We start from the raw sequence: 23,636 nt of genomic DNA on the forward strand, positions 1-23,636 counted from the left end.
GGCGCAACGCGCGCGTCTCTGGATTCCCGCCTGCGCCGGAATGACGATCGCGACGTGAGGCGTTCTCTCACCGATCCCCACTTGAACATTCCCGCCGTTCGGGGATTGTTTCACCGATGACCCCCATTCCCCGCAGCAACGCCACCGAGGCGGCCCCGCCCGCCCTCGTGCGGATGCGGCTGATCGCCGGCGGCCTGTTGCTCGCGATGGCGGCGGTGTTTCTCGCCAGCCGCCATTTTGCGCCATTCTATCCCTGGGTCGGCTTCGTCCAGGCGTTCAGCGAGGCGGCGATGGTCGGCGGCCTCGCCGACTGGTTCGCGGTGACCGCGCTGTTCCGCCATCCGCTTGGCCTGCCGATCCCGCACACCGCGATCGTGCCGCGCAACAAGGACCGGATCGGCGACACGCTTGCGCAATTCCTGCGTACCAACTTCCTCCAGCCCGCCGTCATCAGCCGCCGCATGCGCCGCGTCGACGTCGCCAGCGCGATCGCGCGCTGGCTGACCGATCCGGCCGAGGGGGCAGGGGGGCGCTTCCGTCAGGGCGCCTCGAAGCTGGTCGCGCAGGTGCTCGACGGCCTCGATCCGCAGCGGCTCGGCGGCATGGTCAAGGCGGGCATCGCCGCGCGGCTGCGCGAGACGGACGTCTCGCCGATCCTCGGCCGGGTGATGCAGGCCGCGCTCGCCGAGCAGCGCCACGCACCGCTGCTCGACGGCGCGATCCGCTGGGGCGCCAAGGCGCTGTCCGCCAACGAACATCTGATCCGCCAGATGGTCCACGACCGCGCGGGGTCGATCCTGCGCTGGACCGGGCTCGACGAGACGGTGGCGGACAAGCTGATCGCCGGACTCGACAAGCTGATCGCCGACATGGCCGACGATCCGCAGCACCCGCTGCGGCTGAAGGCGGAGGAGGGGCTCGATCGCCTCGCCTGGGACCTGCAATTCGATTCCGCCACCCGCGCGCGGGTCGAGGCGATGAAGGTCGAACTGATCGCGAATCCGGCGATGCAGCGCTGGCTTGATGGCCTGTGGGAATCGGCGCGCGCCGCACTGCTCACGATCGCGCGCGATCCCGAAGGCGCGATGGCCGGGCAATTGGGCGATATGCTGCGCCAGCTCGGCGGCACGCTGACGCAGGACCCGCGCCTCGCACGGACGATCAACCGCTTCGTCCGCCGCGCGATCGTCGGCGTGGCGGCGGACTATGGCGACGGCATCGTCCGGCTGGTGTCGGAGACGGTCCGCGGTTGGGATGCGCGCACCATCACCTCGCGGCTGGAGAATGCCGTCGGCCGCGACCTGCAGTATATCCGCATCAACGGCACGCTGGTCGGCGGGCTCGTCGGCCTCGTCATCCATACGGTGGACGTCCTGTTATGATGCGACGGACGGCGGAGAATCGGACCGTCGCGTATGTTAAACGCCTTGCCGTCTCCGCCGACTTGCCGCAGAAGCGACCCTGATGAGCGCCACAGCCGAATTCGAGCAGGACAGCGGCGGAACCCTTCGCTTTTCCGGTGACCTGCTGTTGCGGACACTCGGCAAGCTGCCGGACCGTCTCGATTCGCTGCCCGGCCCGGTCGAGCGAATCGACCTCAGCGGCGTCGGCCGGATCGACACCGTCGGCGCCTGGGTCGTCCACCGGCTGGCCAGCCGGCATGACGCACCGATCGACGGGCTGGACGAGGACGGGCGCTACTTGCTCGACTCGGTCGTTGCCGCCGACCAGCCGGTCGCCTTGCCCGATCGTTCGTCGAACGCGTTCAGCCGCCTGCTCGGCGAGATCGGCGATGCGGTCGTCATCAGCCTGCGCACGCTGTACGGCCTGCTCGGCTTCATGGGCGCGACGACGATCGCCTTCGTCAATATCGTCCGCCATCCCAGCCGCTTCCGCTTCAACGCGACCGTCCACCGGTTCGAGGTGGTCGGCGTCCAGGCGCTCGCCATCGTCGGGCTGATGAGCTTCCTGATCGGCATCGTCATCGCCCAGCAGGGCGCGGTGCAGCTCCGCCAGTTCGGCGCGGAGGTGTTCACGATTAACCTCATCGGTCGCCTCACCCTGCGCGAACTCGGCGTGCTGATGACCGCGATCATGGTCGCCGGCCGGTCCGGCTCCGCCTTCGCCGCGCAGCTCGGCACGATGAAGCTGACCGAGGAGATCGACGCGATGCGCACGATCGGCGTGTCGCCGATGGAGGCGCTGGTGTTGCCGCGGACGATCGCTGCGGTGCTGCTGATGCCCCTGCTCGGCTTCTATGCGTCGCTGATCGCGATCATCGGCGGCGGCCTGTTGTGCTGGATCTCGCTCGATATCCCGCCGGTCACCTTCATCCAGCGCATCCGCGAGGTCGTGCCGATCACCGATCTGTACATCGGCCTCATCAAGGCGCCGGTGTTTGGCGCGATCATCGCGATCGCCGGCTGCTTCCAGGGCATGCTGGTCGAATCGGACGCGGAGCAGGTCGGCCTGCGCACCACCTCGGCGGTGGTGCAGGCGATCTTCCTCGTGATCGTGCTGGACGCCTTCTTCGCCGTCTTCTTTACCTGGGTGGGGTGGAACTGATGCCCGCTTCCGCCACCGCTCACGACGCCGACGAACATATCATCCAGGTCCGCGGCCTGAAGAACGCCTTCGGCGAGGCGGTCATCCACGACAATCTCGACCTCGACGTGCGGCGGGGCGAGATCCTCGGCGTGGTCGGCGGCTCGGGCACCGGCAAATCGGTGCTGATGCGCTCGATCATCGGCCTCCAGACCCCGGTCGCGGGAGAGATCACCGTCTTCGGCGAGCCGACGATCGGACGCGAGGAAACCGAGGCGACCGACATCCGCAAGCGCTGGGGCGTGCTGTTCCAGGGCGGCGCCCTGTTCTCGACGCTGACCGTCGCCGAGAACGTCGAGGTGCCGTTGCGCGAATTCTACGGCGACATGAACCCGGCGCTGATGGCGGAGATCGCGGCATACAAGGTCGTGATGACCGGCCTCGCGCCCGATGCCGGCCCCAAGTTTCCCGCCGAGCTGTCGGGCGGCATGAAGAAGCGCGCCGGCCTGGCCCGGGCGCTGGCGCTCGATCCCGAACTGCTCTTCCTCGACGAACCGACCGCCGGGCTCGACCCGATCGGTGCCGCGGCATTCGACGACCTGACGAAGTCGCTGCAGAAGACGCTGGGGCTCACCGTCTTCCTCATCACCCATGATCTCGATACGCTCTACGCCATCTGTGACCGCGTGGCGGTGCTGGCGGACAAGAAGGTGATCGCGGTGGGGACGATCGACGAGCTTCTGGCGCTCGATCATCCGTGGATCCAGGAATATTTCCGGGGTCCGCGTGGCCGCGCCGCCGTCGCCACCAAGGACGCGCATGCAGCCGCGCATCCGACCGAAGTGAAGACACAGCAGATCGCGGCAAGTCCGGCCGCGGCGACGACCGAACCGGCCGAAAAGGCGAGTAGCGACTGATGGAAACCCGTTCCAACCATGTGATCGTCGGCGCCGTCGTGCTGATCCTGCTCGCCGTGCTGGCGATCTTCACCGTCTGGATCGCCCGCCTCGGCGGCGCGACCGAGCGCGAATATGACATCTTCTTCAAACAGTCGGTCGACGGCCTCGCCAAGGGGTCGACGGTCACCTACTCCGGCGTCCCGACCGGGCAGGTGAAGACTATCGCCCTGTGGAAGCCCGATCCCCAGTTCGTCCGCGTTCGCGTCACCGTCAACGACGAAACGCCGATCCTGCAGGGGACGACCGCTACCATCCTCGGCAGCTTCACCGGCACCAGCACCGTCGCGCTCGACGGCGCGCGCAAGGGTGCGCCGCCGATCGTCTGTCCCGAACAGCCCGATGCAACGCAATGCCCCTATGGTGTGCCGGTCATCGCCACCAAACAGGGCGGCATCGGTGCGATCCTGAACAGCGCACCCCAGTTGCTCGAACGCCTGTCGACGCTCACCGAGCGGCTGACCGGATTGCTGACCGATCGCAATCAGGCTTCGATCGCAGGCATTCTCGACAACACCAACCGCCTGACCGACGCGCTTGCCGATCGCGGGCCGGAAATCGCCGCGACGCTGGCGCAGACCCGCATCGCGATCCAGCAAGCGGGCGATGCGGCGCAGTCGATCGGCAAGCTCGCCGACACGACCAACGGCGTGCTCGCCGAGGACGTCAAGCCGACGCTGCAGAGCCTCAACAAGACGATCACCTCGGCGCAGCAGAGCACCGAGACGCTCAATGCGGCGATCCAGGATGCGCGGCCGGGCCTGCAGACCTTCTCGAAGCAGACCATCCCGGAGGCGAACCGGCTGGTCCGCGACCTGCGCGTCACCGCGACCGCGCTGTCGTCGATCGCCGACAAGGTCGATCAGGGCGGTGCCAGCTCGCTGATCGGCCAGCAGAAGCTCCCCGACTACAAGGGCAAGTGAGATCATGAAGACCAGGCTCCTCATCGTCGCCGCGGCCCTGCCGCTCGCCGCCTGCATCAGCTTCGGCGCCAAGCCGCCGCCCTCGTTGCTGACGCTGGAGACGGCATCGGGCCCCGCGGTCGGCGCCGAGCAGAATTCCGCCAAGGCACGCTCCATCACCATTCAGGTGCCGTCGACGCCGACCTCGATCGCCGGCGCGCGCGTGCCGGTGCAGGCGACGCCGACGACGATCGCCTATGTCGAGAACGCGCAATGGACCGAACCGCCCGCCCGGCTGTTCGCAAGGCTGCTGTCGGACACGGTGTCGGCGCGCAGCAACATGGTGGTGCTCTCGACCGTCCAGTCGATCAGCGATCCCAGTGCGACGCTCTCGGGCGAATTGCGCCGCTTCGGCCTCGACGCGACCAGCCGGGAAGCGGTGGTGACCTATGATGCCGCGCTGACCCGCGCCGGGGGCGAGACGGTGGAAAAGCGCCGCTTCGAATCGCGCGTGCCGGTGTCTGCGATCGACGCCGCCAATGCCGGGACGGCGCTCAGCCAAGCCGCCAATCGCGTCGCGGGCGAGGTCGCGACCTGGGTCGCGGCACGCTGACGCTTACGGCGCCCGCCTGACCGCGGGCAGCACGTCGCACACCGCGGCGCCGCCCAGGCCGATCGTCGGTGCCTCCGGACGCTCGCGTTTGGTGACCGCGGCGGCGAAGCGCGGGTTGTCCGCGGCGCGATACTGGAAGTGCGGCCGTTCGCTCGCGGGCAGGTCGCTCGCCAGCCGCACCGATACGATCCCGGTCCGCTCGCCGGGCGTCGCATAGACGCCCATCGCTGCCTCGCTGCGGGGCAGGGCGGACAGATAGGACATCCCCTCCACGATCCGGCCGACGACGGTATAGTTCCGGTCCAGCCGCCTTGCCGACTGGCCGATCGGCGTGAACAGCTCCGCACCCGACCCGGTGCTCGGCAAGGCATCCCGCGCGACGCCGACCATGCCGTAGCAATGCGTCAGCCATGCCTGCGTGCCGTTCGTCGCCACCGGCCAGCCATCGGCGGTGATCCCCGACGCGGTCGAATAGCTGTCCGCCTTGCCCATCCGCACCGCCGGCCGGAATGCGGCGATCTCGAACTCCGCCGCCGGCCGATCGGTGACGCCGGCGGGCAGCGGCTTCTTCTCGGTCGCGTCGCCCCATTGGGCAACCCAATTCTCCTGCACCCGATACACGCTGGCATCGTCCCACCAGCGACTGCGCGCGAGCGTGCGGATATTGCCGACATGCTGCGGCGCCATCGCCGCGGCGAGCCGGATCGCCACCTGGCGACCGGTCGCGAGGGTGACGATCATCAGTTCGTCGTCGGGGATCGCCCGCCAGTCGGCCTCGATCGGGTCGCTCTGCACGAGCGCGGGGGCAGTCTGCGCCAACGGCGCGGCGGCGAGGAGAATCAGCTTCAGCATATCGCCGCAAGGCTGGCCGATCCGCCCGCCATGCGCAATCACTTGCGGCGCGCCCGCGGACAGGCTAGGCGCCCCACTTCCAGGACATGCGGAGCGGTGGCCGAGTGGTCGAAGGCGCTCGCCTGGAAAGTGAGTATACGCCAAAAGCGTATCGAGGGTTCGAATCCCTCCCGCTCCGCCAATTCGTCCTATCGGTGGCATTACTTCCGGAAAAATTTCCCTGGAAATACAGGCCCTTAGGCCCCTGTTGCCGCGTCTATAGACGCCTTGCTTCACCGTCAGCATCGCGGGGAATGGCCGTTGCGTCTCTCCGCAGCGCTTTGCGCAATTTCACAGGTGATTTGTACCGCATACGGTATTAAACTGTCGGAACGCAAAAAAGGAGCTGATCAGCTTCGGGAGGCGGCCAGTTGCGGTATTGCGAGGCTTATTGCCGGCTTCCCGTGGCCGCGCTCTATCAGGCGTTTGACGCAGGCCACGGCACGCTTGTCTGGCGTGATGCTACCGGGAGCGTGATCGGTAGCGGGCAGGTCGTCTCGCGCTTCGATAATGTAATGCGCGTTTCGTTCGAACACCGTGCTTCAGGCGCTGTTGAAGCGTATGCTGGCGAGATCGGAATCGGGCTTGTCCTGAAGCAGGCGGGCCTGCTGCGCCGTGAGGCCTATGGCCTTTGTCCGGAATGCCGAAGGCCGGTGAAGCACCTCATCGCCAGGGAGCATATGTGGAAATGCACAAGGTGCCACGGGCTTGTAAATCGCAGCAGTCTGATCCGCGACAACGTGAGGCTTACCGAGAAGGTTGAACGGCTTGAAGCCAGGATAAGCGGTGGACGACCGAAGGGGATGCACAATGCGACATATGATCGCCTTGTTGCCCAACTCGATGAACACAGCGAGCGGTTGGGCCCGTACGCCCTTCGTGCAGATAGTCGCTTTGAACACGTCGTGACTCATCACGTATCTGGCCCGGTCAAAAAGACGGTGTCGGCACGGTCGACATCCAAAGGTCTAATTGATCTAATATTCACGGGGCGTCTCATAGACCTTCTTACTTATCATTTCATAGCAGTTGCCGATAACATTGTGAATAGCACTCCTGCCACTTTGCTGGAGCCGCTTCGTGAGCATCTTGCGGAGATGATAGAACGCGATGCGCGAATGTCTGCACTTGTACTGAGTAAGGTAGACGAGTTCGTCGAAGAGGCGGCCGATTCGGCAAGGTCTCGGACGATTATCGAAATACCCTTCTTTGGCGACACCCGATTGTTTCGGGTTCACTCAGAGACAGGCGAGCCGCTGCCACCGTGCTTTGGCCAGATCGATGAGGAAGCGCAGCTGGTTCGATTCACCTTCCAGGGATCGGTAATTGACCAACCCCTGTTGCGGGTGCGGATGGATGAACAACAAGCGGTCTTGCACGAACACATCGCGCGGCAGAAGCGGGCGATTGAAAAGTACCACAATACGCTACGATTGGACGCGAGGCGCTACCTGGATAGCAGAAGAAAGCAATCGGCGCGGTAGCGCCCCCTGTGGATTTTGCCTTCGGAATTTAGGGCGCGCATTCCATGCGCCAAATGTCGTCGATCAGACTGGCTTGTCATGTCTCGTACGCCAGCAATGGTCTCTGCAACCGGGAGGGGACCTCACGATGATCATCTTGTCATCGTTCGTACCCGTATCCCGTACCGTAAGGGTACGCGAGGGCTTTCACCTGGCAATGGCGGCTCATCAGCGCGAGCGTCTCGGCGGCGGGGTCGCGCCGCGCCGGCCTGCGACCGAGCGCAACGCCAGCAACTTTTTACATTACGGGCAGACCAATTTCGTCATCCTGCTCCCAAGGGTCGATCTCGTCCCAGCCTTTACGCATGTAATGCTCGCGGAAGATGGTCTGTGCCTGGGTTGCGGCGAGGATCCATAAGCCAAGCATCACGATGATCATCAGCGGCCACCAGATCAGCATGGTGATCACAATGACGACCATCATGAAGATGAGCGGTCGCCAGACCATGCGTGCGGCCAAGTAGAAGCCGCCAAACAGGAGCAGCCAAAGCCAGGCGAGATGCGGTACGCCCTCGCGCCAGCCAGTCATCGGGTTCTCGTAGACGGCGGCGAACCGACGCGGATTGAAGTATTGGCGCGCGCGCGGCAGGCGTCGGCCACGCCGCATGTCGGAGTTCACAGACATGCGCGCACCTCCTCGACCCGGTTGCGGTCACTGCCGGCCCACATGGTCTTGAACTGGTGCATGATGACGTGGGTGCCGGTGGCGATGGGTGTCGCGTCGACCAGCAGCATGGGAAAGCTGTCGCCCAGAACGAGCATGGCGCCATTCTCGCGCGGTACGGACTTGGGGGTGGCGCCGCCAAGCTTCAGCCAGGCGGCCGACACACACGCGATGATCGCGTTGCTATCGCGCAGACTGTCGGCAACGAGCACCGGCTCGCGCTTTTGCATGCCATCGACCGACGTTGCCGGGTTGCAGGCGCTTGCTACCAGCGGCAGCGCAAGCGCTGCGACCTTCCTTGATATCGTCATGTGAGACTCCCCTGTTGCGGGGCGCCTCGTGCAGCTTCGCCGATAGCCGCCCCTATGTTCCTCTCGGGGCGACGGCCGAAGCCGGATGTTAGTAACCTGCAGGAGTCCAACAGGCGCATGCGCCTTTACCGTTGCCGGCTGGACATGCGCGCATGCCACCCGGCCCCCTAATGGCGACCGGCTGACTCCTTGGAGAGGTTACTAAGCCCCGCTCCCGCGTATCTCGGGAGCAGAGTGTTGATCGTCCGACGTCAGGTGAGACGCAAGCAAAAACGACGCGAAAGCGTCAGTTTGGCGCAGCAAACAGGCAGCGCTGCGCGGCCCAGTCGGTGGGTAGCGGCAGCATGGCGGTGAGCCGGGCAAGCGTCAGCCACACTGGCTGGCGGCCTTCGACAATGCGGGTGACAAGGTCGGGCGCGAGGAAGCCGGCACCGATCAACTGACGAACATAAGCGGAGGTCACCCCGCACGCATCGGCGATGCTCTGGATGGACGTATGCCGACCGCTGGTGAGGTCCGCCACCCAGCTGCGTGCCTGCGCGACGACAGCGATGAGGCTGGCATCCGGATTGGCGGCGGCATGACCGGGGACGACGAGGGTCAGCCGTGCCTTGGCTCGGCCGAGGCTTGCCGGGGTGACAATCGTGCCGGTCTCGCCAGGAAGGCCAAGGCCTGTAAGTGCCAATGTGGTGGTGACGCCGGTATCGTTGACCGCGACCTGGCTGATGAGATCCCGGACAATAACGTGCCGTGTCTCGCTGTCGCCAGTGGCAAGTTCCCGGGCCAGCGCGGCACCGGCGGCAATGATGGCCGGAGAGACGAGATCAAAGCCTGGGAGCGCTGTTGCAAGCCGGGCAGGGGAGGCCAGCGTCTGTTCAAGCGCGGTCAGGACAAGGCTGTCGAGATCACCCGCCGGTACACGCGTCGCCGCCGAAGCATAATAGCAGTAGCGCCGGTTGGCCTTGCCGGTATGGGTCGCGGTCATTCGCTGCCCATCGGCATCCTGGACGAGGCCGGAGAGGATCAGTCCGGCGCCCGCCGACATCGTGCCGCGCGTCTTGCGCCGGTTGGTTTCAAGAAGGCGCTGCACGGACTCGTATAATTCGGCAGGCACGATACGCGTGTGCTGGCCGGGATAGCGCTTGCCCTTGTGGCCGATCTCGCCGGCGTAGATCGGGTTGGCAAGAATGGAGTAGAGCGAGCCGCGACCCAGTCTGGTGCCACCTGTCGTGTTGCCATTGGCGGCGATGCGCCGTTTGGACCGGATCTGTGCCTTGTCGGCAGCCGCCGCCAGATCATCGACGCTGCGATGCTTGAGGTAGAGCTGGAAGAGCTTGCGTACCTCAGCCGCCTCGGCCTCGTTGATGACGAGCATGCGCTCGACGACATCATAGCCCAGCGGCACGGCGCCGCCCATCCACATGCCCTTGGCCTTGGATGCAGCGATCTTGTCACGGATGCGCTCACCGGTCACCTCGCGTTCGAACTGGGCAAAGCTCAGCAGGACGTTGAGGGTAAGGCGGCCCATGCTGGTGGTGGTGTTGAAGGCCTGGGTGACGCTGACGAACGATACGGAGCGCGCGTCAAAGCGGTCGACCATGCGGGCAAAGTCAGACAGCGCGCGGGTGAGCCGGTCGACCTTGTAGACGACGACGGTATCTACAAGTCCGGCTTCGACATCGGCGAGCAATGCCTTGAGGCCAGGGCGCTCCATGCTGCCGCCGGAAAAGCCGCCATCGTCATAAGCTGTGGGGATGAGCTGCCAGCCCTCATGCTTCTGGCTGGCGATGTAGGCCTCGCATGCCTCGCGCTGCGCATGCAGCGAGTTGAACGATTGTTCGAGACCCTCCTCGCTCGACTTGCGGGTATAGACCGCGCAGCGGACCCGGGCGCGCTCAGCCATGCCGGCGGGGCTTTGGCGGATAGCTGCGCCGCTTTCTGAGGCCAAAGAAGAGCAGGCCGTTCCAGTGGGTGCCGGTGATATGCTTGGCGATGGCCGACAGCGAACTGAACGTTTCGCCTTCATAGCGAAAGCCTTCGGCCTCAACCGCGACGATGTGGTTACGCCCGCCATAGGCCTTGATAAGCTGGCTACCGGGCAGAAGCTGAGATGCTGCCGGGGGCAAAGTGCGGGTGCGGCTGCTGGACCAAGCGCGGACGGGCTGCGAGGGTGCTCCCGATCCAACGCTCAAAGTTGCGCCGTCGGCGTTTGCAGCGCTGCCGCCTGCGCCCACGCGTAGGCCAGCAAGGGCGACCGGATCGTCAGCAGGCGTTGCTGTATTTAGAACGCCTACAATACCGCGCCGTTGCAGCGCGTGCTCCACCGCAAGTTGCAGGTCATGCGTGACTGCACCCGACACATCGCCGTGCAGCAGCACCTGCTCGCGCCAGGCGATCGCCTGTTCGACAAGGCTGGGCAGCCGCTGCGGGGCAGGACAGCCAAACAGCTCTTGCCAACGTGTTGCACTGCTCACGATTGTGGCGCTGCCGATGTTGCCCGTTGTGGTAGCGCCTGCGCGCTTTGTAGCGAACGTCACACTGCCTCCCCAGTCTCGACCAGCGCATCGGCTGCCGCGGTCAGCCGGTCGCGCCAGGCAAGCCGTTCCAGCCAGATTTCCGGGATTCCGCTGACGCCGTGAAGTGCGCCCGCCAGCTGCCCGGTGATCGCCGCCGTGGTGTCGGCATCATCGCCGAGGTTGGCGGCGAGCAGGACAGCACCGGCAAAGCTGCTCGTCCGTCCAACACACCACAATGCAGCTTCGAGCGAGTGCGCGACATATCCTGACGAGTGGATCGTGCGGCGACGTTTGCCACGCCAGCTGCCTTGTACGATCGCATCGATGGCGGGGGCATCGCTGCGGCGTGCGTTGGCAAGGACATCATGTTGCGGCATGCCGGATACGGCGTCGGCGAGCATGTCGGCGTACACCATGCAGGCCGCCACCGCTTCGGGTGCGGCGTGGGTGGTGCGGCTTTGGCGTGCAGCCGTGTCGGCAAGCTGGCCGCGGTTCTGCCAGTGGCGGATCGCCACCGGCGCCAGCCGCATCAGCGAACCATTGCCGGCGCTCATCGGGTCGGTACTGCCGGCGTACGGCTCCCCGCTGCGCATGAATCGGCCGAGCGCCTCACGGGTGGTGATGCCGATATCGAAGCATCGGCCGGTGCAGCTGTACGTGCCATCCTGCCACCAGGCGACAAAGCGACCCATCAGGTCGTGCGCATCGAGCGCACCATCGGTGGCGAGGGCATCGGCCAGCGCCAGCGCCATCGCGGTGTCGTCGGTCCACTCACCGGGCTGGAGACCGAACGGGCCGCCGCCGACCATGTCCGTCATCCGTTTGGCCCCGTCGCGGCGGCCGAATTCCAGCGTGGTGCCGATCGCGTCACCGACCGCCAGGCCGAGCAGCGCGCCGCGGCAGCGGTCGCGGATGGCAGCAGGTGAGCGTTGCGGCGGAGGCCCCGAGATGGCGGCACGCGCACGTACATAGGTCTCCTGTGCCGATGTCTCCACCGCACCGGGGCGTGCCGCACGGACCGCTGCCAGGGCCTCTGGCGGCTGCCAGCCACATTCGACGAGCAGAAGCGCCGCAACCATGCCGGCGCGGCCAAGGCCACCCTTGCAATGGACCAGCACGTCAAAGCCTGCCCTGAGCTGGTCGCGCAGGGCAGGGCCGACAGTTTGCCACGCCGTCTCAAACGCAGCGGTCGGCACGGACACATCGCGGATGGCAAGGTGGTGCCATTCCATATGCGCGGCCCGTATTGCCGCACCAAGATGCGCAACGCCAAGCGCAACGAGCTCGTGATCCTCGACCAGCGTCACGACACTGGCTGCGCCCCAATCGGCGATAGCCGCGACATCAAGACCAAGATCGCGAGCCCATGCGCCGGTCAGACTGTGCGGCTGGCACTTGCCAGGGCAGAAGGTAATGCCGACGCGGCCCAGACCCGCGCCTGCGGACACCGCAGCGATCTGCAAGGGGTGCGTCACGCTCGTACGAACACCTGCGCCGTGGCGGCTGGCCTGCCTGTCAAGCGGCATCCTGTGTCCTCCTTGCCCGGTATAGTTCGGCAGGGCGGAAACCCTTGCCGCTCTCCATCTCACCGGTCGCCTCCAGTCGGCCGCTCTCGGTGAGCCGCTTGCGGAACGCCGGCTTGTTCAGCGCCTGGCCGCGAATGGCCTCATGCAATGCCTGCAACTCGCGCAGCGAGAAGGTTTCCGGCAGCAGCCCGAACGCCCAGTCATCCCGGTCGAGATCGCGATGCAGGTCCGCGAGCGCGCGGGCCAGGATGACATCATGGTCGAACGGCAACGCGGTGCGGCGGCCGCTCGCGCTGCGCACGATGCCGCCAGTGACGGGCAACAGCTCGCATGGGCCGGCTCCGTTAGCCACGCTGGCCATAGTGCCGGCATCGACAACCGCCATGTAGCCGATGCTGACGATGCGCATGCGCGGATCGCGGTCGACCGCACCAAAGGCGTGGAACTGGCGCACGGGAGCATCGAGCTTTGCCTTGTCGCGCAAACCGCGTTGTGCCGCAGCGTCAATGTCTTCGTCCGCGCGTACGAACGTGCCCGGCAAAGCGAGCCGGCCGCGGGCAGGCGCCTCCGCGCGTTTGTTCAGCAGAACGTGTAGCGCACCAGCGGTGAAAGTGAGGGGAACGACGTCGACTGCCACCGCCAGCGGCGGGAAGGCGGCAGGGTCGTAGCTCGCAAGGAACGTGGCGTCATCCATCGCTGCCATAGTTAGACGTCTGATGCATATACGTCAATGACGTCTAAGATGGCAGGGCATTCTCCACGATTTCCTCCACGAGATCGTGCGCTTGTTCAGCAAGCAAGAGCTGACTTTTGTACGTCATTGCGAGCATCGCACGGGCGGAGCGCAGAGCCTTGCCGATATTGTCGCGGAACCCGTAGTAATCCTCCGAGTCAATGTAGGTGCGCAGTCGTACGGAAGCGGCACCAATCTTGCCCCGATAGTCGAATGCATTGGGCGTAATGGATTGTAGTCGCCAAAAGAGGGCGTTCCCGCTGTAAGGAACCTCCGCCTCATGCAAATGGCCTGTCATCCAGCAATCGTAATCGTTGAGGAAATCACGTCGGAAAGCCTCGATCCTGATCGAGCGAAGCTCGCCGATCACGAGCGGCTCGACCGCGAAATGGGCTTGGACGTTCTGTTTCAGCTCATCCGCTGACGCTGCCGGCAGAGCGTGACGGAGCTGATCGAGATACGTGATCACGTCCTGGGGCAGCCGTCGCAATACCTTGGTGCCTGCATGCATATCGGCAAACAGCGGGGGCCCCAGAATCTCGATGCCTGTTTTCCTCATGCACCGCATTTTGGAGGGTGCGGGCCACGGGCGCAAAGACTGAATCAGTTTGAGGTCAGGGCGTCATTCGCGGTAGCGAGGCCGCATATTGTTGCTGGCGGCGCAGTGAACGAACCTGCCAGAGGAATGGGACGAACTCCCGGCATCACGAACGGTTGACCGGGTCGGCGCCCATCACGGATTCTTTAAGATAGGACCGCATGGCGGTCACTGCCCTGTCTGACAGTCTGACATACTGAATGCGCGCGTCGTCAGCGGATGCCACTTTGGATATCAGTCCGTTTTCGCTAAGCTGTGCAGCGTACCGAAGACTCGTTGTACGAGGCACATTGCCGGCATCGCAAAGCTCCCCCACAGTGACCGGGCGAAACTGGTTGATGAACAAAAACAGCAACATGTCCCAGCTGGGCTCGTTAAACTTGAGATATGCAAAATGGTTGTCGCGCGCGCGCCGATGTTCATAAAGGCGTTTTGCCAGGCCGATCTCGGCCTTGATCGCTGACGAAGATGACATGTTCAGTCGTATGCGGACATAATTTGATTGCCGCAATCAAGGAGTTGTTATCTCTGCGGCTGGGCGACGGCCGTGGTCCGGCCAGGCAAGGATATAGGCGGGCTGATTTCCGAAGAGCAAGGCGTCCATCATACGGACGAGAACGCCGGCGTGCTGTCAATCTGAGGTGGTGATGCCGACTGCCACCCGGCGCAACCCGGGAATGTCCATAACCTTGAGCTGCCGTCGTGGCGCGCGTTCGCCGCCGAGCCGGAGCAGCGGCGTCTCGTGTCGCTCACGAAATTCTGCGAATAGGCACCGGACACATATCAGGGCGGTGAGGGCAAACTCGTCAGAGGAGAAATGTGGCTCGCGGTGCCGCAGCAGCCGGGATTCGCCATCGCAGGCTTCCGGCGCGTCATGCCTGACGGATCGAGTTTCGCCATGGTCACCTGCGACCCAAACGACTAGTTGCGCCGATCTACCCGAAGACGATGATCACGTTTCTGTAAAAAGCGGATTGGAGCAGTTCACCCTCGCCCGATGCAATGACGCCTCGTGAGGTTCTTGCGGCCACTCTCACCCTTAGGATCCAGGCGCCATCTTCAGCTGGATCATAATCGTCGGAACAGGGTTGAAGCGCGACCTAGCAATAAGCTCAACCCGGCGGAGCATTCAGTGCGCTTCTTTTTCCACACGCAGACCGATGCGCGGCACACGGACATCGAAGGTAGTGACTTTCCAACCTACGCCGAAGCGAGGAAGGCCGCGATCAAGACTTGCGGGCAGATGATGCAGGATGCGCCCGAGATGTTCTGGGGTTCCCGCCCATGGAGCGTGACGGTAACCGACGAGTCTGGTCTGATCATGTGGGAGATCCACCTGGATGGGCAATCGACGCCGGCCAGTCGTGGACTGGAGGAAAGTGTTGTCTCACCGGTGAAAAACATCATTCTGCCGTAAGCTTACTTGCATTGTCCTAGTCTTTTACCGTGGTAGAGCCACTCACCCCGGGCATCCGCTGTTTATGGTGGTCATGGCCACGATCAGTTTTCGAGCGCCGCTTACCTACGTCCTCGTTGTCAACAAGTGCCTTATCGAGGCTGGCGATGGGTTCAACAGCTAAGATATAAAGTGAAATCCCATAAATATTATGAGCGTAAATAACAAAATGGTGGATTGCGGACTGGCCGCTTTCGAGAAGCCCCGAGCGAAAGCTGCCATTGGTTCATGTGGCCGGGCACGGGCCTCAAACGCCTGTCGGTGGTGGAAAGTGGCCAGTCTGCTTTCGGGTGACTGCCGCGAGACCGCGGACCTTAGTTCAGGCGGAGGGCAGGTGGCTAACGCCAGTCGATGGTGGGGGAGCGGACTGGCCGCATTCGGGCGGTGGTCAGCGACTTCGGCCGCTCATTTAGCTTAAAGGACGATACCGTCGCGCGATCGGTCCAGCCGCGCTGTCACTACGACAACTATGTCACCATTGAAAGCGCTACCCGCATCGCCGACTGTCAGCTGAGATCACGCCGAAGAAGGTGGTGACATGGGTTGAGCGCGTTACATCGGAGATCGACGGGGCTGAGCCAGTAAGCCCTTATTCAACAACCTTGGTAAGCAGCCAAGGTGGCATTCCGGCGTTGCATATTGCTGCCGCTGCACGACGATATCGACAGTTTACAGCCATCGATCCCGTTGCTTATCTGATCAGCGCTGCACACGGCGTGGTACGCCACCTACCGCTTACGGGCGTGCACAGGCGGCCGCTGCGATCCGACCTCGATCGTAGCGCCGTGATCGCGGTCCGGATTGACAATCCGTGCGCTGCCGCCTACGTGGTGTTTCGCAGCTTGACCCTACCTATAGTCGAGTTGCAACCTACGAGGGGCTCCTGCGGGGGCCCCTTACTACATCTGCCGGGTGCTATCATGAGCTACAGCGCGATATTCGTTGATGCGGGGTATCTGTTCGCTCAAGGCTCGGTGGCGCTAACCGGTAGCAAACAATCGCGCTCTGTGCTGCGGCTTAACGAAGCAGCAGTCTTCGCCGCCTTGCAGACGCTAATTCACGAGAAGAGTGAAGGTGCGCGACTGCTGCGCATCTATTGGTACGATGCGCCGCTCCACACCGGTATGAGCGCACAACACAGCAGTCTAGCCACTCTCGATCGGTTGAAGCTCCGGCTGGGTGTTCTGAATGGCCGCGGCGAGCAGAAGGGCGTTGACTCGCTGATCGTCACCGACCTGATAGAGCTCGCCCGCAACCGCTCGATTACCGATGCGCTGCTCGTCTCCGGTGACGAGGACGTACGCATCGGGGTACAGATTGCGCAAAGCTACGGCGTCAGCATCCATTTGCTCGGCATGCATCCGGCACGTGGATCGCAGTCGCCGCTGCTGCGACAGGAAGCGGATACAAATACGTCGTGGGACGGTGCCGCTGTGGCGACATATCTCTCGATGGCAGCGGCTCGCGCGGTTCCGGCCCGGCCGGTCCAGCCGCCGAAGCCGGATGAAGCGGGGGCTGGAGCTGGCGCCGGTCAGCCGGCCGATGCGATCGGAGCGGTTATCGCCGAGATGCTGGCGGCTCTGACGACCGACGACCTAAACGACCTGCGCAATTTTTGGCAGACACGCCAAGGCTTGCCGCCCGAACTAGATCGCCCTATGCTGGCACGCTCACGCGATGCGCTGGGTCGCGACCTCGTTCAGGAAGAGAAACGCGGCGCGCGTGCGCAGTTCGTGGCGGCTATCAAGGCTCTGCCGGCCTTTGCCGGGGCGGCCCTCTAGTCTCCTGTGTCGCGAGGACAACGTCGATTTGGCGGTTTGAACTTGGTCGCTCGCTGCAGGCACCGAGGCCGGCGTGGTCGACCATACCGTCCAATAGCATTGCAAGCCTATCCAACAACGCTCATCGCACGCCACCGGCGCAAGCGCTGGGACATGCATGATCCGGCAGAACCGTCTTCCGATTTCCTCAACCCGCCTGATCCGATAGGGACTATTGATGCAGCGCCCGATTTCCGTTCTGTGAATGCATCTTGCGGATCGATGCCGGTCGCGGGATTCGCGAAGGATCAAGGCCGCGCCGAGAGCCGCGCTCTGGCAGAGCGCCGAATTCTTGGCGCCTATTACACGCCCGAGCGTCTCAGCCAAATGCTGAGCGATTGGGCCATCCGAGCTCCCGATGACACCGTGCTGGAGCCGAGCTTCGGTGGTTGCGGTTTCCTGGCAACTGCACGCACCACGCTTGCCCGTCTCGGTTGCGCCGATCCTGTTCGTCAGATTTACGGCTGCGACATCGATCCGGTCGCTTTTGAGTATTTGACCGACGTCTTCGGGGCCACAGCCGACACAGGCGGTTTCGTCGAACGCGACTTTCTCGACTGCGATGCCATAGACGCTTGGCCCCGGCAGTTCTCAGTGGTGCTGGCAAACCCCCCCTATATCCCCCACCACCGGATCGGAAAGGCCCGGGTTCGCGAACTTTGGAAGCGGACCCAAGGTGTTGCCGGCGTTAAGGGCCGCGCCAGCCTCTGGGCCTATTTCATGTCACACGCGGTCAACCTGTTGCGGCCGGGCGGCCGCATGGCATGGGTGCTGCCCGGTGCCTTCCTGCAGGCGGATTATGCCGCGCCGATCCGTGCCTACCTCGGACGCGAGTTCGCGCGCTCCGTCGCCTTCGTTATCCATGAGCGCTTGTTCCTGACCGAGGGGGCGGACGAGGAGACCGTCATCCTCCTAGCCGAAGGTCACGGACAGCCACCCATCGGTGACGGATTAGAAGTGGGTGAAGCCGGTACCTTGGGTGAACTCGAGACGCTGATCGCGCAGTGGGCCGCCCATAGCTGGGTTGGTCGAACCGGCGGTGTCGTACCCGCCATGCTCAGCCTGACCGACGAAGCGCAGACGTTGTTCGACGGCCTTTGCGTCCAACCCTGTACGGATACCCTTGGCGCGATCGCCAAGGTCCAGATTGGCCTGGTGACAGGCGACAACGCCTTTTTTGTGCTCGATCGTGCTGCCATTACGAGCGCAAATCTCGTCGATGACGATTGCGCCCGCATCTTGTCGAAATTTCGCGCTGCGGCGGGCATCAGCCTTACGATCGACGATCTGGACTATCACGATCGAACGGGGGGGAGATCATTCCTCATTCAGTCGAGCGGAGCAATGACCAGCGTCGCGATGCAGACCTATCTTGACACATATCCTGCCGATCGCCGCAATGCGGTCAGTACGTTTCGCAAGCGCCCGGTCTGGTCCGCGATAAGTGACGGCAAAGTACCGCACGCCTTCTTCCCAGTCATGCATCACGACGGTCCCCGCCTAGTCCTGAACACCGCCGATATAAACTGTACCAACACGATCCACAGAGTCTTCTTCAAAGACGATGTGCCAATCTGGCAGCAACGCCTCGCTGCCTTGTCGATGCTAACGACTTTTAGCCAGATTTCGGCGGAACTATGTGGTCGCCGCTACGGCTCAGGCGTTCTCAAGCACGAACCCAGAGACGCTGACCGAATTCGTCTGATGATGCCCGACAATGTCGATCCGACTGATCTCGAACGGGTCTACTGTCAGGCGGACGCTCGCTCACGCGAAGGCGATAACGAGGGCGTGCGCGCCATCGCAGATGTCGCGCTGTGGCGCTGGTCCGGCGTCGTCCTCACGCGCGATCAGCGAGACCTGCTCGGCGCAACGCTGGAAGCGATGCGGGCGCGTCGACGCCCCGACCGCCGGATCACGCCCAACGGCCGTTCCACATCCGGGTCAGCGCTGTCGAATCACTAACTCCGAGTGATTGCGAGAGCCGGGCAGCATAGTCGGTGAAGCAGAGCTTCTGCAGGCTGCGGATGGCGCTGCACCAGGCCGGATCCTCCCGTACTGACCGCGTCCATTTGGCCGCAAAGAAGTTTGCCGAGATGACTTCGCACAGGAGCCCGAGTTCGAGCGGAGGGTGACACCAGCGCGGCTCGGCGATCGGCAGCTCGCGGTCGCGGTAACCGGGTAGATGCCCGCCCATCTGCAGGTGAAACAGCGGGCCTTGCTGACCCGTGTTGGCGCGATCGAGATGCCACCGGCATACCGGTGCGCCCTCAGCGTCCGTGATGAAGATCGCGACGTCGAGGCTGGCAAACGGCGGAGTGCTGGCAATCGCCTGGTCGACACTGATGCACTCAGCGGACAGCGTGATGGTGACGTCTGCGCCATCCTTGTCCTGGACCCGCTCGAAGATGATCGCGCGTTCGCGAGCAATCCGCGTCGTCCAGCTCGTCCCTTTCTTGAGCTTGGTCAGCCGAAACGACTCGTCCCTAAGAGCTGCCGCACCCTCGGCGGTCAGGATGTTCGCTTCAAGAAGCTTCTCGGCGATCACCCGAAGCGCATGGCCCGCTTCTTCCGCCTTCAGATAGGCCATGGCGGGTTCAGGCTTTCCGGTCACGCATAATGATACCCGGCACGAGCGACACGTCACTCTCGTCGATCTGCCAAGGATGACCATCGTTCAGGTATCGGTCGGTCTGAATACAATCCCAGCAGACGCGCCGCCGCGTGGCAAAGCGAGGTGCCCGCGCTTCGAAAATCGCCAGCGAATGGCGCAACTCGGTGGGACGTCGGCAGCAGCAGCAAGCGAAGCTCACAAATTCGTCCGGTGAGTCGTTCCAAGGCGAGCGCGCGGGAGCAAGCGTCGGATTGACGCCGGCAGACAAAGCCTCGGCGCGCTGCTTCGCCGTCAGGTCCAGCAGCGGGCTACCCAACATGCCTTCGCCCCAATCCTCGATGCGGCTCGCCCACCACCGTCGCCACCCATCGCCGAACACGCCGGTATAGCCTAGCCCGGCCTCCAGCAGCATCGGAACGAGGGCATCGAAACTTGTGCGATCAAGCCCAAGTAGCGCGGCCGCGTCATGATCGTCGACCAAAAGCCCGGGACGCTTGATGATCGCATGTAACACGAACTTGGCCGCGATGTGTGGTGCCGATGCACTGCCAAGCACGGTCATGATATCCTGGACCCTAACGCGGTCATGCTCCGCCTCGGATGCGTTGAGCAGCATGACGGGGTCGTAGGCCTTCGCGAGGCCGCGGAGGAGCAGGTAGCCGTTGCTAAGCGCGCAGAGCTCCTGGCGGATGCGCGGTCGATCCGCGGTCACCGTCTCCTTGGCGAAGACGAGATCGAAAAGATCGTGCGCGGTCCGGTCCGGCGCATAATAGGCCTCAAGCTTGTAGTCGTTGCTGACGAGTACTATTCCGAAATCCTGCGCCGGATCGGCTAACGCTTCGTCGCGCAGCAGCTGCGCGAGGCTACTGCCCTTGAACGTGTGACCCGCAGCGATATTGGGGGTCACTTCATCAAGACGAAAGTCCAGCGCGACGACGGTCGGCATCGACTGTCTGATCGCGAGCGCCTGATCGGTGATTGGCACCACTGCATGGTACTCAAACTCCAGGACGCCGCGGGTACTAAGGTGAATGGCGAACTGCTTGTCCTCATCATCGATGAAGATGCCCTTCTCAGCCATTGCGGTGTCGTTCATTCGGCTGCCTTCACGCTGAACTCTATTCTGCAGGTATATCCATCGCTTGCGAGACCGACTGACACATCGCCGCCGTAGCTTTCCGCGATGTCGGACACGATCTTGAGGCCGAGCCCCGTGCCGGGTCCGGCGACGCCGTCATCCTCGCCCATCGTCGTGGTGAAGAAGGGGTCGAAGATCCGCTCGTGCAGCTCATCGGGAATGCCGGTGCCATTGTCCTCGAAAGCCACCGCAACATGCCGCCCCTGGCGACGGGCCTCGATGCGAACACGGCGCTCGTCGACCCGGGCGCGCTTCATCGACTTGATCGAATTGGTCAGGAAGTTGAGGAGCACGGAGTCGAGTTCGGCCGCGTGCATCGGCGCCGTGCGCATCTCCACCGGTTGCACATCGACATCAAAGGTAACGCGTTGCTTGGCCATGTAGCTGGCGAACTGACGGGTGAACCGATCGATCGCGCCTTTCACCGACAGATCGCGTAGCTCGCGACTTTCGGTACGCGACATCAGCGCGCCGATATAGCCACCGATGTCGAACAGGCGACCGGCAGTTCGCTGCAGATCGGCATGTTGTGCCTGGAGATCGCGCTTGAGCCGATCGCCGGGCAACTCACTGATGAAATCGTCGAGAAGCAGGAGATCAGCCTGGATCGCACTCTCCGCGCCCTTCACCTCATGACCGAACACGCTGATCGAGAGGCCTAGCGAGGCAAGAATACGGAGCATCTCCTCATATTCGAGCGACGCAGCGATCTTAGCTTCCACGTCGGCCTCATAGTCGCGCACTGCCTGCGCCAACTGGTGCAGATCCTCGCCGCGCGTCTCTTCATTAGCCAAGCCGGTGCTGTCATCGGTCGCGCCGTGCCGGCGGAGCATTTGCTCAACCAAGACTGAGGGACGCACCCGTGTGGAGGTAAAACCCTTCTCACCCGCGCGCTGTTTACGCTGCCGATTTGCCGCCACCCGCAATGCCGCCCATTCCAGCGCCCAACGGGTGAAGTGGCGCAGTTCCTCGAACGCCTCGTTCTCGATCAGGCCTTCGCGACTACTCGTCTCTTCCAGCAGCGGGTTCGCGTCCGAGGAAAGTGCGACGTGGCCGAAGAAGTTGAGGTTGTTGGCGGGAACAAGCAGGTTGCGCCGGCTCGTGTCGTACGCAAGCCTCAGCCAGTCGTCGCTCGCCTCGCCGTAGGGCTGCACACGAAAGCCATTACGGTAGATGCGGACACCGCCGAACTCACGTCCCATTCCGGCAGCGGCCGCCTGCGACATTCCACCTAACAGTGAGGTTTCAAAGATGAAGTAGCGACTTTCGAGGCTGAACGCGCCCGTTGCTAAGTAGTGCGTTAAGCTCTCCTCACGCTCATCGATATCCAGCTTCGCCGATCTGACGCGGACAAACCCGACGCCATTCGCATCGACCCCCGCTTCGATCGTTGCCGTCGCCTTGTCGAGAAACGAGCGCTCGATCGAGAACAATTCAGTCTGCATCGCCTGTGTCACGTCGTTAATGACGACGTGAAATCCTGGATCGGAGATCGCATGCTCGAGCTGATCGGGCGCGGCACGGGCGATTGTGGCTAGCGGGAAAGGGGTTTGCAGCAGCACGACTGCCTTCCAGACCCGCTCAATCGCGGCTTGGGACCAAGCGTCACGCAGGTCGACGATCTCGAGCGTCGTGCCTTGATCGTCCGGATCCTTGTCAAAGCGCTCAATGCGGCTGAAGACATCGGACAGGGACACGCCCGGTCGAAACGCCTCGTCCCAATTGAAGCGGACCCGGTAGCCAACCGGCTGGCCGGCAGGCTTGGATGTGAAATCCAGACGCTGCCCGAGCCTTTGCACCGAGAACCGCCCGATACCCTTGCGACCGGCGCGGGTCCGTCCGAAGACAGGCGAGCGGGGTTCGTCCTCTTTGAGGTTGGTCGAGATGCGCATCCAGGACGAGCGAATGATTGCCTCGGTCATTCCAGTGCCGTTGTCTGCGATTCTGAGCGTGCCACCAATCTGCGCATGGCGCGTGAAGCTCAGCGTCACTTCAGTGGCGTCGGCATCATAGGCGTTCTTAATGAGCTCGGAGAGCGCTGTCTCCTGCTTGCTGACAAGTTGCTCGCCCAGCCGCTGGATATGCGCCGCATCGACTGAGAAGCGAATAGCGTCGGGATCGTTATCGACCGCGGCACGGCTGGCTGCCTCGATCAGGCGCCAGTCGGGGTTGTCCTTCTTGAGCTCCTCGCTGACCTCCCTGACCCATGACGGCGCATCATCGCGATCGTCGGGCGAATTGGGCGTTTCGCCTTCGCCGGTGATGGTGGCCGCCTTCGCAAAGCAAGCCTGCGCGCGACCGCTTTGGTCGCGCGACACATAGCCGTCGGTAATCGTAATCAAAGAACCGACTCGGAGCTGGGCTTGCACCTCGCTATCGGCTTGCAACGGCAGGAGCGTACCGCCCTCACCGAGGAGGCGAATGTACCAAGTGCCGTCGACTCGGAACACCGTGCCCATCAAGGATTGTTCGTTCGCTTCGCTCATAGGCGACATCCTGGCGGACGGCGGTACCATTTGTCTATCCGCTCACTGTTCCTCGGAACCGCTCGACATGACCAAACACGGGGCCAAATCGATGGCGTGACCAGTTCCTGGGCTTCTTTTCGCCGTGGCGATTGATGAGGTGACCCTGCCTAGGTCGTTAAAGTTCAGCTGATACGTCCAACCACGTTCGCGGTCCCTCCAGTTAGTCTGCACCCGCGACGATGCAGCAATCGGCCACGTGACATCAGGCCCAAGTTTCGAGCGTGCGGCAACCAGATGCCGCGCTCGAGCTGAACTGATCTTGCTCGCGGTCCGGTCAGCGACGCCGAACGTTGGGTGACAGCT

21 protein-coding genes and 1 tRNA gene are annotated in these 23,636 nt (G+C 63.5%); 10 read left to right on the forward strand and 12 right to left on the reverse strand.

Annotated elements, in window-relative coordinates; genetic code table 11:
• Positions 1–116: 116 nt before the first annotated feature.
• The 5 genes from AC1RTO_RS10190 (at position 117) to AC1RTO_RS10210 (ending at position 5,015) form a co-directional block, all read left to right on the forward strand.
• On the forward strand, positions 117–1,382 hold the full coding sequence (locus AC1RTO_RS10190) for a DUF445 domain-containing protein (protein WP_493160755.1): 1,266 nt from the start codon (positions 117–119) through the stop codon (positions 1,380–1,382).
• An 82-nt stretch (positions 1,383–1,464) separates the two neighbouring features.
• Positions 1,465–2,565, forward strand: coding sequence for an ABC transporter permease (locus tag AC1RTO_RS10195; RefSeq protein WP_493160756.1), 1,101 nt, complete (start codon positions 1,465–1,467; stop codon positions 2,563–2,565).
• The gene (locus tag AC1RTO_RS10200; RefSeq protein WP_493160757.1) at positions 2,565–3,461 is read left to right on the forward strand and encodes an ABC transporter ATP-binding protein; all 897 of its coding nucleotides are present in this window, start codon (positions 2,565–2,567) and stop codon (positions 3,459–3,461) included. Before AC1RTO_RS10195 ends, AC1RTO_RS10200 begins: the two co-directional genes overlap by 1 nt.
• On the forward strand, positions 3,461–4,423 hold the full coding sequence (locus AC1RTO_RS10205; RefSeq protein WP_493160758.1) for an MlaD family protein: 963 nt from the start codon (positions 3,461–3,463) through the stop codon (positions 4,421–4,423). Before AC1RTO_RS10200 ends, AC1RTO_RS10205 begins: the two co-directional genes overlap by 1 nt.
• A 4-nt stretch (positions 4,424–4,427) precedes the next feature.
• Positions 4,428–5,015: an ABC-type transport auxiliary lipoprotein family protein gene (locus AC1RTO_RS10210; protein WP_493160759.1), complete on the forward strand. Its 588-nt coding sequence runs from the start codon at positions 4,428–4,430 to the stop codon at positions 5,013–5,015.
• Between the two features lie 3 nt (positions 5,016–5,018).
• On the opposite strand, the gene AC1RTO_RS10215 is transcribed toward AC1RTO_RS10210, so the two are convergent.
• A complete protein-coding gene (locus tag AC1RTO_RS10215) occupies positions 5,019–5,867 on the reverse strand; it encodes a peptidylprolyl isomerase (protein WP_493160760.1) in 849 nt (282 codons plus the stop codon).
• 90 nt (positions 5,868–5,957) lie between these two features.
• On the opposite strand from AC1RTO_RS10215, the gene AC1RTO_RS10220 reads away from it, so the two are divergent.
• Both AC1RTO_RS10220 and AC1RTO_RS10225 read left to right on the forward strand, forming a co-directional pair.
• Positions 5,958–6,048, forward strand: a tRNA-Ser gene (locus AC1RTO_RS10220).
• 262 nt (positions 6,049–6,310) lie between these two features.
• Positions 6,311–7,390: a hypothetical protein gene (locus AC1RTO_RS10225; RefSeq protein ID WP_493160761.1), complete on the forward strand. Its 1,080-nt coding sequence runs from the start codon at positions 6,311–6,313 to the stop codon at positions 7,388–7,390.
• A gap of 277 nt (positions 7,391–7,667) precedes the next feature.
• On the opposite strand, the gene AC1RTO_RS10230 is transcribed toward AC1RTO_RS10225, so the two are convergent.
• The 8 genes from AC1RTO_RS10230 to AC1RTO_RS10265 form a co-directional block, all read right to left on the reverse strand.
• Complete coding sequence (locus AC1RTO_RS10230; RefSeq protein WP_493160762.1) at positions 7,668–8,054, reverse strand: hypothetical protein; 387 nt, start codon at positions 8,052–8,054, stop codon at positions 7,668–7,670.
• Entirely contained in the window at positions 8,045–8,404 is a 360-nt protein-coding gene (locus tag AC1RTO_RS10235) for a hypothetical protein (RefSeq protein ID WP_493160763.1), read from the reverse strand. Before AC1RTO_RS10235 ends, AC1RTO_RS10230 begins: the two co-directional genes overlap by 10 nt.
• Before the next feature lie 286 nt (positions 8,405–8,690).
• A complete protein-coding gene (locus tag AC1RTO_RS10240; protein WP_493160764.1) occupies positions 8,691–10,307 on the reverse strand; it encodes a recombinase family protein in 1,617 nt (538 codons plus the stop codon).
• Complete coding sequence (locus AC1RTO_RS10245; protein WP_493160765.1) at positions 10,300–10,941, reverse strand: DUF2924 domain-containing protein; 642 nt, start codon at positions 10,939–10,941, stop codon at positions 10,300–10,302. Before AC1RTO_RS10245 ends, AC1RTO_RS10240 begins: the two co-directional genes overlap by 8 nt.
• Entirely contained in the window at positions 10,938–12,446 is a 1,509-nt protein-coding gene (locus AC1RTO_RS10250) for an ADP-ribosylglycohydrolase family protein (protein WP_493160766.1), read from the reverse strand. The genes AC1RTO_RS10245 and AC1RTO_RS10250 overlap by 4 nt, the downstream gene beginning before the upstream one ends.
• Positions 12,436–13,140 carry an NUDIX hydrolase gene (locus tag AC1RTO_RS10255; protein ID WP_493160767.1) on the reverse strand — a complete coding sequence of 235 codons (705 nt, stop codon included), beginning with the start codon at positions 13,138–13,140 and terminating at the stop codon, positions 12,436–12,438. The genes AC1RTO_RS10250 and AC1RTO_RS10255 overlap by 11 nt, the downstream gene beginning before the upstream one ends.
• A gap of 43 nt (positions 13,141–13,183) precedes the next feature.
• The gene (locus tag AC1RTO_RS10260; protein ID WP_493160768.1) at positions 13,184–13,738 is read right to left on the reverse strand and encodes a hypothetical protein; all 555 of its coding nucleotides are present in this window, start codon (positions 13,736–13,738) and stop codon (positions 13,184–13,186) included.
• Between the two features lie 145 nt (positions 13,739–13,883).
• Positions 13,884–14,252: a winged helix DNA-binding protein gene (locus tag AC1RTO_RS10265; RefSeq protein WP_493160769.1), complete on the reverse strand. Its 369-nt coding sequence runs from the start codon at positions 14,250–14,252 to the stop codon at positions 13,884–13,886.
• 657 nt (positions 14,253–14,909) lie between these two features.
• Between AC1RTO_RS10265 and AC1RTO_RS10270 the strand changes: the two genes are divergently transcribed.
• The 3 genes from AC1RTO_RS10270 to AC1RTO_RS10280 all read left to right on the forward strand — a co-directional run bounded on the left by AC1RTO_RS10270 (position 14,910) and on the right by AC1RTO_RS10280 (position 19,018).
• Positions 14,910–15,194, forward strand: a complete 285-nt coding sequence (locus AC1RTO_RS10270; RefSeq protein WP_493160770.1) for a DUF6894 family protein — start codon at positions 14,910–14,912, stop codon at positions 15,192–15,194.
• 959 nt (positions 15,195–16,153) lie between these two features.
• Complete coding sequence (locus tag AC1RTO_RS10275) at positions 16,154–17,014, forward strand: NYN domain-containing protein (RefSeq protein WP_493160771.1); 861 nt, start codon at positions 16,154–16,156, stop codon at positions 17,012–17,014.
• A 99-nt stretch (positions 17,015–17,113) separates the two neighbouring features.
• The gene (locus AC1RTO_RS10280; RefSeq protein WP_493160772.1) at positions 17,114–19,018 is read left to right on the forward strand and encodes an N-6 DNA methylase; all 1,905 of its coding nucleotides are present in this window, start codon (positions 17,114–17,116) and stop codon (positions 19,016–19,018) included.
• Here the strand turns inward: AC1RTO_RS10280 and AC1RTO_RS10285 are convergent.
• From AC1RTO_RS10285 to AC1RTO_RS10295, 3 genes are read right to left on the reverse strand one after another with little or no spacing between them, the layout of a single operon-like run.
• Positions 18,969–19,643 (reverse strand): hypothetical protein, encoded by a 675-nt coding sequence (locus AC1RTO_RS10285; RefSeq protein ID WP_493160773.1) that lies wholly within the window; start codon positions 19,641–19,643, stop codon positions 18,969–18,971. The two genes, AC1RTO_RS10280 and AC1RTO_RS10285, sit on opposite strands and share 50 nt — an antisense overlap.
• A gap of 7 nt (positions 19,644–19,650) precedes the next feature.
• Complete coding sequence (locus tag AC1RTO_RS10290; protein ID WP_493160774.1) at positions 19,651–20,763, reverse strand: hypothetical protein; 1,113 nt, start codon at positions 20,761–20,763, stop codon at positions 19,651–19,653.
• Positions 20,760–23,291: a sensor histidine kinase gene (locus AC1RTO_RS10295; protein ID WP_493160775.1), complete on the reverse strand. Its 2,532-nt coding sequence runs from the start codon at positions 23,289–23,291 to the stop codon at positions 20,760–20,762. The genes AC1RTO_RS10290 and AC1RTO_RS10295 overlap by 4 nt, the downstream gene beginning before the upstream one ends.
• Positions 23,292–23,636 lie beyond the last annotated feature (345 nt).

The sequence above is a fragment of the Sphingomonas sp. GW821-FHT10F09 genome (genome assembly GCF_058809195.1).